Annotated in this window: 12 protein-coding genes; 5 read left to right on the plus strand and 7 right to left on the minus strand. The window is 62.7% G+C overall.

Going from position 1 to position 13,738, the window contains the following annotated elements; all coding sequences use genetic code 11:
• Nucleotides 1-97: 97 nt before the first annotated feature.
• Together glyA and EB231_RS23470 are read right to left on the minus strand one after the other, a co-directional pair.
• Nucleotides 98-1,411: a serine hydroxymethyltransferase gene (gene glyA, locus EB231_RS23465; RefSeq protein ID WP_015318249.1), complete on the minus strand. Its 1,314-nt coding sequence runs from the start codon at nucleotides 1,409-1,411 to the stop codon at nucleotides 98-100.
• Nucleotides 1,412-1,604: 193 nt separating this feature from the next.
• The gene (locus EB231_RS23470; protein ID WP_172350908.1) at nucleotides 1,605-3,248 is read right to left on the minus strand and encodes a Na+/H+ antiporter; all 1,644 of its coding nucleotides are present in this window, start codon (nucleotides 3,246-3,248) and stop codon (nucleotides 1,605-1,607) included.
• Nucleotides 3,249-3,670: 422 nt separating this feature from the next.
• Here EB231_RS23470 and EB231_RS35555 point away from each other — a divergent pair, with 422 nt between their 5' ends.
• Entirely contained in the window at nucleotides 3,671-4,396 is a 726-nt protein-coding gene (locus tag EB231_RS35555) for a helix-turn-helix transcriptional regulator (protein WP_172350909.1), read from the plus strand.
• Nucleotides 4,397-4,458: 62 nt separating this feature from the next.
• Here EB231_RS35555 and EB231_RS23480 read toward each other — a convergent pair whose 3' ends face one another.
• The 4 genes from EB231_RS23480 to EB231_RS23495 form a co-directional block, all read right to left on the minus strand.
• Entirely contained in the window at nucleotides 4,459-5,712 is a 1,254-nt protein-coding gene (locus EB231_RS23480; RefSeq protein ID WP_172350910.1) for a L,D-transpeptidase family protein, read from the minus strand.
• A 350-nt stretch (nucleotides 5,713-6,062) separates the two neighbouring features.
• Nucleotides 6,063-6,578, minus strand: a complete 516-nt coding sequence (ldtR, locus tag EB231_RS23485; RefSeq protein ID WP_013896002.1) for a transcriptional regulator LdtR — start codon at nucleotides 6,576-6,578, stop codon at nucleotides 6,063-6,065.
• A gap of 238 nt (nucleotides 6,579-6,816) precedes the next feature.
• Complete coding sequence (locus EB231_RS23490) at nucleotides 6,817-7,239, minus strand: DUF6163 family protein (protein ID WP_172350911.1); 423 nt, start codon at nucleotides 7,237-7,239, stop codon at nucleotides 6,817-6,819.
• Nucleotides 7,236-8,279 (minus strand): enoyl-CoA hydratase/isomerase family protein, encoded by a 1,044-nt coding sequence (locus tag EB231_RS23495; RefSeq protein WP_172350912.1) that lies wholly within the window; start codon nucleotides 8,277-8,279, stop codon nucleotides 7,236-7,238. Before EB231_RS23495 ends, EB231_RS23490 begins: the two co-directional genes overlap by 4 nt.
• Before the next feature lie 185 nt (nucleotides 8,280-8,464).
• Between EB231_RS23495 and EB231_RS23500 the strand changes: the two genes are divergently transcribed.
• From EB231_RS23500 to EB231_RS23510, 3 genes are all read left to right on the plus strand, one after another.
• Entirely contained in the window at nucleotides 8,465-9,286 is an 822-nt protein-coding gene (locus EB231_RS23500; RefSeq protein WP_172350913.1) for a DUF2066 domain-containing protein, read from the plus strand.
• A gap of 112 nt (nucleotides 9,287-9,398) precedes the next feature.
• Entirely contained in the window at nucleotides 9,399-10,430 is a 1,032-nt protein-coding gene (hemB, locus tag EB231_RS23505) for a porphobilinogen synthase (RefSeq protein WP_172350914.1), read from the plus strand.
• Between the two features lie 206 nt (nucleotides 10,431-10,636).
• Nucleotides 10,637-11,284, plus strand: coding sequence for a dihydrofolate reductase family protein (locus EB231_RS23510; RefSeq protein ID WP_172350915.1), 648 nt, complete (start codon nucleotides 10,637-10,639; stop codon nucleotides 11,282-11,284).
• A gap of 191 nt (nucleotides 11,285-11,475) precedes the next feature.
• Here EB231_RS23510 and ppk2 read toward each other — a convergent pair whose 3' ends face one another.
• On the minus strand, nucleotides 11,476-12,396 hold the full coding sequence (gene ppk2, locus EB231_RS23515) for a polyphosphate kinase 2 (RefSeq protein WP_172350916.1): 921 nt from the start codon (nucleotides 12,394-12,396) through the stop codon (nucleotides 11,476-11,478).
• A 281-nt stretch (nucleotides 12,397-12,677) separates the two neighbouring features.
• On the opposite strand from ppk2, the gene EB231_RS23520 reads away from it, so the two are divergent.
• On the plus strand, nucleotides 12,678-13,721 hold the full coding sequence (locus tag EB231_RS23520) for an aldo/keto reductase (protein ID WP_172350917.1): 1,044 nt from the start codon (nucleotides 12,678-12,680) through the stop codon (nucleotides 13,719-13,721).
• Nucleotides 13,722-13,738 lie beyond the last annotated feature (17 nt).

Raw genomic sequence — 13,738 nt, forward strand, 5'->3', positions numbered from 1 at the left:
TCAAGTCTCCAATTCCATGCGTCACCCGATCAAGGGCGACGCACCGCCGGCGAATAAGAGATGACGCTTCGCGCCCGGTCAATCGAGATAAGGATGATCAACCGAGATAAGGATAGAGCGGGAAACGATCGGTCAGCGCCACGACCTTTGCCTTGACCGCCGCCTCGACCGCGGCATTGCCCTCGTCGGAATTGGCGACCTTGAGACCATCCAGCACTTCAGCGATCAGCTTGCCGATCTCGCGGAATTCGGCTTGGCCGAAGCCGCGCGTTGTGCCGGCCGGGGTGCCGAGGCGAACGCCGGAGGTGACGAAGGGCTTTTCCGGATCGAAGGGAATGCCATTCTTGTTGCAGGTGATGTTGGCACGGCCAAGAGCTGCCTCGGCGCGCTTGCCGGTGGCGTTCTTGGGGCGCAAATCGACCAGCATCAGATGGTTGTCGGTGCCACCGGAAACGATGTCGAGACCGGTCTCCTTGAGGCTCGAAGCCAGCGCCTTGGCATTGGCGGCCACGCTCTCGGCATAGACCTTGAAGCTCGGCTTCAGCGCCTCGCCAAAGGCCACCGCCTTTGCGGCGATGACATGCATCAGCGGGCCGCCCTGCAGGCCGGGGAACACCGCCGAGTTCATCTTCTTGGCAATGTCCTCGTCATTGCACAGGATCATGCCGCCGCGCGGGCCCCGCAGCGACTTGTGCGTGGTGGTCGTCACCACATGCGCGTGCGGCAGCGGCGACGGGTGCACGCCGCCGGCCACGAGGCCGGCAATGTGCGCCATGTCGACCATCAGATAGGCGCCGACCGCGTCAGCGATCTCGCGGAAACGCTTCCAGTCCCAGATGCGCGAATAGGCGGTGCCGCCGGCCAGGATCAGCTTCGGCTTGGTCTCATGCGCGGTCTTCTCGATCGCGTCCATGTCGAGCAGATGGTCGTCCTTGCGCACGCCATAGGAGACGACCTTGAACCATTTGCCGCTCATGTTCACAGGCGAGCCATGGGTAAGATGGCCACCGGAATTGAGATCAAGGCCCATAAAGGTGTCGCCGGGCTGCAGCAGCGCCAGGAACACCGCCTGGTTCATCTGGCTGCCGGAATTCGGCTGGACGTTGGCGAAATTGCATCCGAACAGCTTCTTCGCCCGCTCGATGGCCAGTTCCTCGGCCACGTCAACGAACTGGCAGCCGCCGTAATAGCGCTTGCCCGGATAGCCTTCGGCATATTTGTTGGTCATGATCGACCCTTGCGCCTCGAGCACCGCGCGCGAGACGATGTTTTCCGAAGCGATCAGCTCGATCTCGTGGCGCTGGCGACCGAGTTCGTTGCGGATGGCGCCGAAAATCTCCGGATCGGCGTCTTCCAGCGTGGTTTCGAAGAAGGATTCGAATTTGTTCGACGCTGCCGCTGCTGTTGCCATGGCCTGAAATCCTCGGTTCGGGGGCAATTTGTTCATGCATGCCGTTGCCCCAAAACCGCTGCACACTTTTGGGCGACACGCATTGCCGCGCCATTAACACAGTTGTTTTCGACCCGCCACGTTTGCAGCGCGAAATTTGCTGGCCGGTTTGCGGCAGAGGTTGCAAATCCATGGCCCTTGGGAATCGCAGGCCCTATTTTCGTGACTGCCTGCCGTCCAGAAGAGCTTCGGTAAGCGTGATCTCGGTGAGCAACGCCCGCGCGGTGTGATCGTTGATCACGCCACGGCGAAGCATGGCGCGCAAGGCGTCGCGCTCGGCGGCGATGCCGGCGAGCCTCAGATCGATCTCCAGCCTCCCTGCCTCGCGCATCTCGGCGCGCGCTTCATCGGCCTCGTCGGCCGCCGCGATGCGCCGCCGGTAGGAAGCGACAATCCCGTTGGCGGCGGCGAGCCTGACGCCCGGCACATCGCCCTCCTCTTCATCGGTCTGCGCGATGCTTTCAAGGTGGGCGATCGCGGCCTTCGCCGCGCCGACACGCGCCATGCGTTCCTCGGCGGCGCCTGCGTCTTCACCGGGCTCGACCAGTCCGCGCGCGATGACGGGCAAGGCCAGGCCGGCGATCGCCAGGGAGCAGATGATGACGCCGGCGGCGAGAAAGATGACAAGGTCCCGCGCGGGAAACGGCGAGCCGTCCTGCAGGGCCAGCGGCAGCGACAATATGCCGGCCAGCGTAATGGCGCCACGCACGCCGGCCACCGACCCGGCGAGCCGCACGCGTAGGCCGAATGGCTCGGCCTTGCGTTTGCCAAGCCGAGCCGCAAGCCCCGCCATGATGTCGCCAATCCAGATCCAGACGAAACGGAGCGCGATCAGGCACAAGGTCAGCGCCATCACGGTCAGCACCGGCTGAATGAGTGGATAGTTGCCGGCTAGTTCCGGTGGCACCTTGCGGATGATTTCGGGAAGCTGCAGGCCGAGCACGATGAACAGCGCGCCGTTGAAGACGAAGGAAAATGTCGTCCAGAGCGAGATCGTCTGCATGCGCGCCGAGACTCCAAGGAAACGGAATATGCCGGTGCTCCCCGTCAACAGACCAGCGGTCACCGCGGCCAGGATACCCGAAGCCTCGAAGTGCTCGGCGCCGAGATAGGCGACGAAGGGAAGCAGGATAGTTATCAGCACCTGCGCCTCGGCCGGCACACCGCCGATGCGGTTCAAGAGTTGCAGCGCCTTGGCGGCGACGAACAATGCCGCCACGCCAGCCAGGATGCCGACCGCCACGGCGTAGACGAAACTCAGCGACGCCTCGGCGAAGGAAAAACTGCCGGTCAATGCCGCCGCGACGGCAAAGCGGAACATGACCAGGCCCGACGCATCGTTGAGCAGAGACTCGCCTTCGAGAATGTGCATCAGCCGCGCCGGGACCACGCTCCTGTCGACGATCGAGGAGACGGCCACCGCATCGGTGGGCGACAGGACTGCCGCGAGCGCGAAGGCAACGACCAGCGGAATGCTCGGCACAAGCCAGTGCAAGGCATAGCCGAAGCCGACAATGGTGAAGAAGACGAGGCCGATGGCAAGGTCGAGGATGGGTCCGCGCAATGCCATCAGCTCGCGTTTGGGCGCGCCAAAAGCGTCACTGAACAGCAGCGGTGGAATGAACACCAGCAGGAACAGTTCCGGATCGATCTCGATATGGATGCCGCGCACCGGCCATGCGAGCGCGGCGCCCATCGCAATCTGCAGGATCGGCAGCGGCACCCGCACCAGCCGCACCAGCGCGCCGGAAACGGCGACGAAAACGAGTACGACGAGGACAAAGATGGCGGCTTGCATGGTGCGATTCCGGCTGTTTCGCGAACCATGCGCAATCGTCGACCTCGCGTCCAGACAGCGCCGGCGCGGCGACGGCCGGGCCGAGTTCAGGGCATGAGCGAGCCGACCGCATGGGCAAGCATGCCGGTAATGTAAGAAAAAGCCGGCACCTGGCGTCAACGCGAGGCTGCCTAGGGGCACCAGGTGGCCGGCCGCACGCCAGCCCCCCGCGGTCGACGTGCGTATGCGGGGCGCCGATGTCCAGACATCCAGACGTGGATGACGAAAGCCAGCGCCGCTCCTTTCCTGGATAAGCGAGTATATTCCCGCATCAACCTCCCGATAGCGCGAGGTTGACAGATGGCTTGCGCCAGGTGGCAGCCTTGCGGGTCATATGCGGTTGTGCCACCGTGCACCACGGCTGGCGAGCGGGGGTTCGATCTATGCTGTCGCGGATCATGGCACATGCCGAACCGGCCCTGGCGTCGGAAACAGCCGAGGATGCAAGCATCGCTTATTTCGCGGCGATGGAAACCTTCGGCGCTTCCTATCTGCAGACCCGCCTCTATCGAAGGCCGGCGGCGACGCTGACGTCGGCCAGCCATTGGGCGGCCGGCGGCTTCATCACCCGGCTGGCACCGGCGGACTGGCCAGGCAGCCCTGCGTTCGACTATGTGTGCTTCGAGTGCAACCCGCTGCTGGGCGCGATCCGCGAAAGCCGCACGCGCTACCGGTTCTCCGACTTCGCTCCGCGCGACCGCCCACAGTTCGGCGTCTATTGGGAAGCGCTCGGCGAGGCTGGGATCAATGATGCGCTGTGTTCCACCTCCTACGGCGCCGATGGCGCCATAGCCTCGCTGCATCTCGGCTTCCACGAGCGTGAATTCACGGCAGAAGAGAGTTTTGCCATCCAGATGGCCGGTCTCGTGCTGACGGAACGGCTGATGAACCTGACGACGCCACCGCCCGCCGCCATCGTTCGGCTGACGGTGCGCGAGCGTGATGCCCTGGCGCTTGTCGCCGAAGGCAAAACGGATTGGGAAATCTCGGTCATTCTCGGCATTGCCGAAGCGACCGTGCGCTTCCATGTCGACAATGCCAGGCGCAAGCTCGGCGCCGTCAATCGCGCGCAAGCGGTGGCGCGGCTGGTGAACCAGCGCTTGATTTAACGACGTTTTCGCCAAACAAAAAAGCCGCCTGACGGCGGCTTTTCGTTATGAATATCAAAGCCTTACAGCGAAGATGTAATCTGCAACTCGCTGGCGCCGTCCAGCGCGTAGACGTCGTCGCGGAACTGAACCACCCCGGGTCCGGTCGACCATGCCGAGAGATAGAGGAAGTGCACCGGAACCGGGTTGGTGACCTGGATCGGCGTGTTCTGGCCGGTCTTGATCGCCGCCTCGAAATGCTGACGGTCCCAGCCGGGCGTGTCGCGCAGGATCCAGGTTACGAGATCGCGCACGTTCTGGACGCGCACGCAGCCCGAGGAGTCGAAGCGCATCATCTTGCCGAACAAGCTCTGCTGGGGCGTGTCGTGCATGTAGACGCCGTCCGGGCTCGGGAAGTTGATCTTGACCGAGGCCATGGCGTTTTCCGAACCGGGATCCTGGCGGAACCGGTATTTGGCGGCATCATCGGTCGACCAATCGACGTTCATCGGATCGACTTCGCTGCCGTCCGGCGCGAACAGGCGGATATGGCTGTTCTTCAAATAGTCGGGATCCTTCCGCATCAGCGGAATGATGTCCTTGCGCACGATCGAGACCGGCGCGTTCCAGTACGGGTTGACGATGATCTCGTTGATCTTGGAATTGACGATCGGTGTCTGGCGATCGATCTTGCCGACGATTGCCGTGTGGCGAAGCACGACGCGGTCGTTCTCTACCGCTTCGACCTGCGCCGCCGGAATGTCGACCAGCACATAGCGGCTGCCTAGCGTGCCGGCCTTCTCCTTCAGCCGCTGCAGATTGGTCTGCAACTGGCCAAGCCGGACCTGCGCCGAAACGTTCATCGCCGCATAAGTGTATTTGCCCATCGAGCCGTCGGCGGGCAGGCCGTGGCGCAGCTGGAAGCGCTTGACCGCCGAGTCGACATAGGAATCGAAGGCCGTCGAAATACCGGCGCTCTGCGAAAGGTCGCCAGCGACCATGAGCCGCTTGCGCAGCGGCACGACATCGGGATCATCGACGCCGAGTTGCAGCTTCTTGGTCGCGGGGACCTCTACCCAGCCGCCCTGCCCGACAATGTTCTGATATTGCGCGACCGCCTGCTCCGTGAACGCAACGGTCTGCGGGCTGAAGATCGGCAGCGTCGAAGCCACTTTGCCACCTTCGCTGGCGCGGGCGTCGAACTGGTCGTCCCAATTGCCGCGGGCCGAGGATTTCAGGATATCTCCGATCACATCCTGCGCGCTCGCACGGCCGGCCACCATGGCGGCGGCGAGCAACGAGGCTCCGGAAAGGAAAAGGCGGCGGCTGGTTCTCATGGATGTTCCAGACATAGGTAGCGGTTCGATTACTTGCTGCGTCGATCATAGGGCGATCTCGCCCGCACTCTAAAATTGGCAATCTTAACAATTAGCCAACCATGGCCCGTATCACGTTGGCGAGAGACGCACGAGGCGCGATACGGTTGCGGGTGGACGCATGGTCTTCACGACAGCATCACTGCCACCCTCGGTTCCACTGGAATATGGCGGCAACGTGGCCTTGCGCCCAAATCGGTCGGGCCGGCGCCCCGAAAAGAAAGGGACCGATGCTTTTCGGCACCGGCCCTGACTGGAGGTCGCCATTTCGGCCGCGCTTCTGTGGCGCGGGCCAGATCTGATGCGGCGTCTTACATCCGATATGCGATCGTGTCGTTCCAGAAGCGGTCGAGCCGCTGCAACGCGCGGTTCATCTGCTTGAACTCGTCGGTGTTGATGCCGCCGACCTGCTCGATCGAGCCGACATGGCGCTCATAGAGACCGGCGACGACGTCGGCCACCTCGTTGCCCTTCGGGGTCAGCGAGACGCGGACCGAACGGCGGTCGATGCGCGAACGCTGGTGGTTGATGAAGCCGAGATCGACCAGCTTCTTCAGATTGTAGGACACGTTCGAGCCGAGATAGTAGCCACGCGAGCGCAGCTCGCCGGCGGTCAGCTCGGAATTGCCGATGTTGAAGAGCAGCAGTGCCTGGATGGCATTGATGTCGGAACGGCCATTGCGGTCGAATTCATCCTTGATCACGTCAAGCAGACGGCGGTGCAGCCGCTCGACGAGCTGCAGCGATTCCATGTAAAGGGAACGGATAGCCTCGCGGCGATCGTCGGAAACGTTGGCGGTCTTCGCCGCCGGACGCGAATTGATCATTGTCTTTGCCTCTCGTTTGTCGCCCTGGTGATTTTTTGTTTTTCACCTTGATCGCGACACTATCGAATACTCATAAAATTCGACTTAAACGCTAGGGCTAACAAGAGCTTACCGGTAACAGGTTTCGAAAGAGGCTTAACGAACGGTCACCCGAGCAAGGATAATTAACCTAAAGGCTTAGGCAATGATCGCGAGGCCGGATCGAGGTGGCCGCGAAGTCGTCAATGGCGGCAAGAGCTTAGTGCCGCGCGGGGCGTTTCTGCATGTAGATGACGACGCGAAAGACGATGTAGAGCAGCGCCACCGCCGCATGCGAGACGACGATCAGCAGCCGATGGCCGAAAAGCTCGGGAAAGCCGGCGTACATGACGGTTTCGGTGACCGCGCAGATGAACCAGATCACCGGCCCCCAGGAGGCCAGCATCCATAGCCCGGCGGCGGCGAAGGGGAAGAACACGGCGAGCATCACCGCCGCCACCTGCCAGTGCACCGGCATCAGGTCGAAGCGCCAGAGCGATCCGGGGTAAAAGCCGATCAGCTTGATCCAGTACAGGATGCCGAACAGCAGGCAGTAGCCGGCGATGACGCGCTGAAACCAGGCGAAGATGACCTCGACCGTCGAGGGCTGGAGTACGACGCGTCGCGACGTCACCTCGCTCATACCTGGAGTTCCCGTTCACCGAGCGGGGCGAAATAGGCCTCGACGTCCGCCTCGCCAACCGCATCGAGGCTTGCCGGCCGCCATTGCGGCTTCGACCCCTTGTCAATGATGGCGGCGCGGATGCCTTCGTAGAAATCATGGCCGGCAAGCATGCGGTTGAGGATGCGAAATTCCATCTTCATGCAGTCGTCCATCGACAATGTCAGCCCGGCGCTGATCTGCCGCCAGGCGACGCGAAGGCTGGTCGGAGAGCGCATGCGGATCGTCGCCAGCGTCTTGGCCGCGAATTCATCGGTGCCCGACGCGCGATCCAGGCTGTTGAGAACATCCTTCAGCGACGGTTGGTTGAAATGGCGCGATATCGCTTCCAGCGTCGGCCTGTCGGTCTCCCGCTTTGCCTGGATAAAGAAACCGCGCAGCACCGATTCCGGATCGCCGGTCAGCACCAGCCGATCAAGGAAGCTGGCCTGGTCTTCGGCCTTGATCGTGTGGGTGGCGAGCCCCGACCACAGCGCGTCGCCATAGCGGATGCGGTTGCCGGTCAGGGCCAGATACATGCCGAAGGAGCCGCCAAGGTCGGGCAGCAGATGGCTGGCGCCGACATCGGGGAAGAAGCCGATACCGACCTCCGGCATGGCGAACTGGGCATTCTCGGTCATCACCCGGTGCGAACCGTGAAAGGAAATGCCGACGCCGCCGCCCATGACGATGCCGTCGATGAGGGCGACATAGGGTTTCTTGAAGCTGTTGATGCGGGCGTTCAGCCGATACTCGTCGGCGAAGAACTCGACCGGCGGCTTTCCGGCCCGGCCGGCCTCGTAGATATGCAGGATGTCGCCACCGGCCGAAAACGCCCTGCCCTCGGCCTTGACGAGGACGACGTCCACGCCGTCATCGCGCTCCCAGGCACGCAAGGCCTTACCCAGCGCCTTGACCATGCGATGGGTGACGGCGTTGAGTGCCTGCGGCCGCGTCAGCGTCACGACACCGGCCCTGCCCAACCGTTCGAAGCGAATTTCGTCGCCTCCACCAAAATCCATCGCCAGAGAATCCTTCCCCCCGCCTGCGGGACTGAAGTGCTAAAGGCGGCGCATGGGTGCGTCAATGGCAGCGGCCTCTCCGCCACGGCCTTGGCGGCCGGCGGTTGGCAATGCTACGAAGATGGCTACCGTCGCGAGCGACGCGCCGATAGTGCGCGCGCAAGCGGCTTCAGGGACAGTTGGTCATGTCCGGATTTCTCCGTCCCGCGCTGTTGACGATCGGGTTTATGATCGCCGGCCTTGCACCGCGTCCCGCGTTCGCCGTCACGACCGACGATCTCTACCAGTCGCGGACCATCGTCACCGGCCAGGGCGAGGAGAACCGCCAGATAGGCTTCAGGGATTGCCTGGACCGGGTTCTGGTCAAGGTGTCGGGGGATCAGCGGCTGCCGAAAAAGCCGGAAATGCTGGCACTACGGGACAAGGCCGGCGATTTCGTCGACGCCTTCCGCTACCACGACCGGCTGGAGGGTATTCCGATCCATGACGAGCAAGGCACGCATGACCGGCCGCATGATCTGACTTGTCTCTACAAACCCGCCACGGTCAACAAGCTGCTCGCACAGCTCGGCAGCAAGCCCTGGCCTGGCGAGCGACCAACGCTCGCCGTCTTTCTCAGCACCGAACAGGGCGCTCGGCATTTTTTGCTAAGCGCCGAGGAGGAACGTGGCGAGACGATGCGCGAGTCTTTCGCCAATGCCGCCGATCCGCTATTGATGAATGTCGCGTTTCCGAAGGCTGCGCAGTTGGCCGAGCTGGACGAAAAAGGGCTGCGCACCGACGACATGGCAAGGCTGGATCAGCTGGCCAAACAGGTCGGTGGCGCGCAAGCGCTCGCCGGCAGCATCGTATGGAGCGACAAGGAGCTCGGGTGGATCGCCGATTGGCGACTGGCAGATCACGGCAGGACCTATCGCTGGGAGGTCCGCGGCGTCAGCTTCGACGAGGCGTTCCGTGTGGCAATCGGGGGTGCTGCACAAATTCTTTCCGGCAATGGGCAGCCCTGACCGGATAGGCATGGCGGGACGGTGCCTCCCTTTCTGCCGGCCTGGCACAATCGTGTCGCATTGGTCAGCACCAAGGGCTCGTGGTAAAAGCCGCCAAACGAGAGTTTTGGCCATGAACAAATTCACCCCGACAAAGCCAGCCGGCGCGCGCAGCGTCGACGACATTACCGGCAGCCGCCGCCTGCGCCGCATGCGCAAGGCCGACTGGTCGCGCCGCCTGGTGCAAGAGAACCGGCTTGCGGTCGATGACCTGATCTGGCCGATCTTCGTCGTCGAGGGCAGGAATGTGCGGGAGCCGATCGCGGCCATGCCAGGCGTCTTCCGCCTGTCGGTCGACCTTGCCGTCAAGGAGGCCGAACGGGCGGCAAAGCTCGGCATTCCGGCTCTCGCCACCTTTCCCAATGTCGAGTTCGGCTTGCGCGACCAGACCGGCTCGCACATCCTCGACCCGGAAAACATCATCAATCGCGCCAGCCGCGCGATAAAGGACGCGGTGCCCGGAATCGGCATCATCACCGACGCCGCGCTCGACCCGTTCACCAGCCATGGCCATGACGGCATCCTGCGCGACGGCATCATCGTCAATGACGAGACGGTCGAGCAGGTCGCGGCTGCGGCTGTCATCCAGGCGGCCGCCGGCTCCGACATCATCGCGCCTTCCGACATGATGGACGGCCGGATCGGTGCCATCCGCGACGCGCTCGACGCCAACGGTTTTCAGGACGTGGCGATCATGTCCTACGCGACGAAGTTCGCCTCGGCCTTCTACGGCCCCTACCGCGAGGCGGTCGGCACCGCCGGTCTGCTCAAGGGCGACAAGAAGACCTATTACATCGACCACGCCAATTCCGACGAGGCGGTGCGCGAGGCCGAGCAGGACATCGCCGAGGGCGCCGACATGCTGATGGTCAAACCCGGCCTGCCCTATCTCGACATCATCCGCCGGCTGAAGGACGAATTCCAGATGCCGACCTTCGCCTACCAGGTGTCGGGCGAATATTCGATGATCAAGGCGGCGGGCGCCAATGGCTGGATCGATGGCGAGAAGGCAATGCTGGAGAGCTTGCTTGCCTTCAAGCGCGCCGGCTGTGACGGTATCCTGACCTATTTCGCGCCTGAGGTGGCGCAGATGCTGAAGGGGTAGCTCGCACCAAACCTGAACAAGGAAGCCGCCGAAGCCCCGCGATGCGGCATATAAGCACCGTCATCTTCGTTTTGAACGATCGTTCCCAGCTGGCTGTCAGGAGCCTTCTGTAGCCCGTTGCGCATCACACGAAACCAATTGCTTTTTGCAAGCAGTTAGGTTAAGCGGCCACTGGTTGCAAATTACATGCGGTTCAGGAGGCAATGATGTCAAAACTTCGTGTCAATGCGTTCACCCTCTCGCTCGACGGTTACGGCGCCGGTCCGGATCAGACTCTTGAACATCCTCTCGGCGTCGGCGGCGAAAATCTGCACAAATGGATGATCGGCACCCGCACGTTCCGCCAGATGGTGCTCGGCAAGAACGACGGGACCACCGACACCGATGACAGCTTCGCGGCACGCAGTTTCGAGAATGTCGGCGCCTGGATCCTCGGCCGCAACATGTTCGGGCCGATCCGCGGCGATTGGCCTGACGACAGCTGGAAAGGCTGGTGGGGCCCCAACCCGCCCTATCACGTGCCGACTTTCGTGCTGACGCGTTACAAACGCGATCCGATCGTCATGGAAGGCGGCACGACCTTCCACTTCGTCACCGACGGCATCCATTCGGCGCTCGAGCAGGCAAAGGTCGCGGCTGGCGGCAAGGATGTGCGGGTTGGTGGCGGCGTTTCGACAATCCGGCAATACCTTCAGGAGAAGCTCATCGACGAGATGCACCTGGCGATCTCGCCGATCCTGCTTGGCACAGGTGAGAATCTGTTCGCCGGTCTCGACATGCTGAAGCTCGGCTACCAGTGCACCGAGCAGGTTGCGACGGCGCTTGCCACGCATGTGATGATCGGGCGGGCGTGACTACAGCTCTTTCTCCCCGTCACTATACGGGGAGAAATGCCCGGCAGGGCAATGAGGGGCGGCGCGGCCTTTGGAGACTAGCGGCAAGCTACCAATAGCAGCGAATTGGGGCTCAATCGCCAACGCTGGCGCCGCCCCTCATCCGCCCTTCGGGCACGTTCTCCCCGTGAACGGGGAGAAGGACAAGGTGCTCAATACTTCTCCGGCACGTAGAGTTCGCGCGGCAATGTCTGGCGCTCGTATTCGGGATTGAAGACGCGTTCCGGCAGCGTGATCTCCTCGTGCGGCACCTCTTCATAAGGCATCTGCTTGAGCAGATGGTCGATGCAGTTCAGCCGTGCGCGCTTCTTGTCGTTGCCCTCGACGATGAACCAGGGCGCCTCCGGAATGTTGGTGCGGGCGAAGGTCTCTTCCTTGGCCTTGGTGTACTGCTCCCAGCGCACGCGCGATTGCAGATCCATCGGCGACAGCTTCCACTGCTTCATCGGATCGTGGATGCGCATCAGGAAGCGCATCTGCTGCTCCTCGTCGGTGATCGAGAACCAGTACTTGACCACGGTGATACCGGAGCGCACCAGCATGCGCTCGAACTCCGGCACGTCGCGGAAAAATTCCTCGACCTGACCGGGATCGGCAAAGCCCATCACCTGCTCGACGCCTGACCGGTTGTACCAGGAGCGGTCGAACAGCACGATCTCGCCACCGGCCGGCAGATGCGGCACATAGCGCTGGAAATACCATTGCGACTTCTCGCGCTCGGTCGGCGCCGGCAGCGCCACGACGCGGCAGATGCGCGGATTGAGCCGCTGGGTGATGCGCTTGATGACGCCGCCCTTGCCAGCGGAATCGCGGCCCTCGAAAATCACCACCAGCTTCTTCTTGTGGTAGGCGACCCAGGACTGCAGCTTGATCAGCTCGGATTGCAAGGTGATCAGGTCACGGAAATATTGCATGCGGTCGATCGAAGGCGGATGCGCGTTCTTGTAGATCTTGGCGATCTCCATCGACAGCGCCGGCTCCGACATTTCGAGCTCATAGTCTTCGTCGAGCGTGTCGGCGAGCTCGGCTTCAAGCCAGTCCTTGGCGGGAGAATTCTGTCTTAGCTCGGTCATATCAGTCGCTCCGCTTGCAAGCCTGTCGGCTCATGTCCGGCACCCCAAACTGCTGGCCCCTAGCCTGGAATGGAAACACCTTAGCCGAATTCAATATAGGCCGGCGGTGACGGTTTTATTGCAGTCCGGGGCGCGATCGCGGCTGTTAAAAGCTCCGCCATGTGTGATCGATCCATCATCATTGCATGGCGACAAGCCGGGCGAATTGTCCTACAAATCCCCGGTCGCATTCCGGGCTGCCCTTCGCGGCACCCCAATTCAACACAATCGCGAGGACTGACATGGAATACCGCACCCTTGGCCGTTCCGGCCTGAAGGTTTCGACACTGACTTTGGGCACCATGACGTTCGGCGGCACCGGCCCCTTCGCCGCGGTGGGCAACAGCGATCTTGCCGAAGCCAAGCGCATGATCGACATGTGCATCGACGCCGGCATCAACCTCATCGACACCGCCAATGTCTATTCGAACGGCCTGTCGGAAGAGATCATCGGCGAGGCGCTCGGCGGCAAGCGCAAGAACGACGTGCTGATCGCGTCCAAGGCGCGCATGCGGATCGGCGGCGGGCCGAACGACGAAGGCCTGTCGCGCCACCATCTGATCCGCGAATGCGAAAAGAGCCTGAAGCGGCTGAAGACCGACGTCATCGACATCTATTTCGTTCACCAGTGGGATGGTCTTACCCCTGTCGAGGAAACGGTGGCCGCGCTCGACACGTTGGTCGCCCAGGGCAAGGTGCGCTATATCGGCTGCTCCAACTGGTCCGGCTGGCAGGTGATGAAGGCACTCTCCATCAGCGACAGCCGTCACCAGCAACGCTTCGTCACCCAGCAGATCCACTATACGCTGGAGGCACGCGAGGCCGAATATGAACTGCTGCCGATCTCGGTCGACCAGGGACTGGGCGTGCTGGTCTGGAGCCCGCTCGCCGGCGGCTTGCTGTCCGGCAAATACCGCCGCGACAGCCCGACCGCGCGCCAGCTCGCGGGCTGGTCCGAGCCGCCGATCCGGGACGAGGATCGGCTGTGGCGGATCGTGGATGTGCTGGTGGAGATCGGCAAGGCTCGCGGCGTCTCGGCGGCGCAGGTGGCACTTGCCTGGCTGCTCGGCCGCCCCGCCGTCTCCTCGCTGGTGATCGGCGCCCGCAACGATGCCCAGCTCAAGGACAATCTCGCCGCGGCTGCCCTGGAACTCAACCCTGAAGAACGCCAGCGCCTCGACGCGGTCAGCCGCCCGCCCCTGCTCTACCCCTACTGGCACCAGCAATTGACGGCAAAGGATCGCTTCGGCCCCGCCGACATGGTTCTCGACCGCAGCGTCATCTGACTCTCTGGCCGAAGCGC

This window comes from Mesorhizobium sp. NZP2298, assembly GCF_013170825.1.
Taxonomy (GTDB): domain Bacteria; phylum Pseudomonadota; class Alphaproteobacteria; order Rhizobiales; family Rhizobiaceae; genus Mesorhizobium.

Bases quoted from the DNA above. Each gene is read 5' to 3' on its own strand.
- EB231_RS23480 (WP_172350910.1), bottom strand. From the start codon at position 5,712: ATGAGAACCAGCCGCCGCCTTTTCCTTTCCGGAGCCTCGTTGCTCGCC.
- EB231_RS23500 (WP_172350913.1), top strand. From the start codon at position 8,465: ATGTCCGGATTTCTCCGTCCCGCGCTGTTGACGATCGGGTTTATGATC.
- EB231_RS35555 (WP_172350909.1), top strand. From the start codon at position 3,671: ATGCTGTCGCGGATCATGGCACATGCCGAACCGGCCCTGGCGTCGGAA.
- hemB (WP_172350914.1), top strand. From the start codon at position 9,399: ATGAACAAATTCACCCCGACAAAGCCAGCCGGCGCGCGCAGCGTCGAC.
- EB231_RS23470 (WP_172350908.1), bottom strand. From the start codon at position 3,248: ATGCAAGCCGCCATCTTTGTCCTCGTCGTACTCGTTTTCGTCGCCGTT.
- EB231_RS23490 (WP_172350911.1), bottom strand. From the start codon at position 7,239: ATGAGCGAGGTGACGTCGCGACGCGTCGTACTCCAGCCCTCGACGGTC.
- EB231_RS23510 (WP_172350915.1), top strand. From the start codon at position 10,637: ATGTCAAAACTTCGTGTCAATGCGTTCACCCTCTCGCTCGACGGTTAC.
- ppk2 (WP_172350916.1), bottom strand. From the start codon at position 12,396: ATGACCGAGCTAAGACAGAATTCTCCCGCCAAGGACTGGCTTGAAGCC.
- ldtR (WP_013896002.1), bottom strand. From the start codon at position 6,578: ATGATCAATTCGCGTCCGGCGGCGAAGACCGCCAACGTTTCCGACGAT.
- EB231_RS23520 (WP_172350917.1), top strand. From the start codon at position 12,678: ATGGAATACCGCACCCTTGGCCGTTCCGGCCTGAAGGTTTCGACACTG.
- EB231_RS23495 (WP_172350912.1), bottom strand. From the start codon at position 8,279: ATGGATTTTGGTGGAGGCGACGAAATTCGCTTCGAACGGTTGGGCAGG.
- glyA (WP_015318249.1), bottom strand. From the start codon at position 1,411: ATGGCAACAGCAGCGGCAGCGTCGAACAAATTCGAATCCTTCTTCGAA.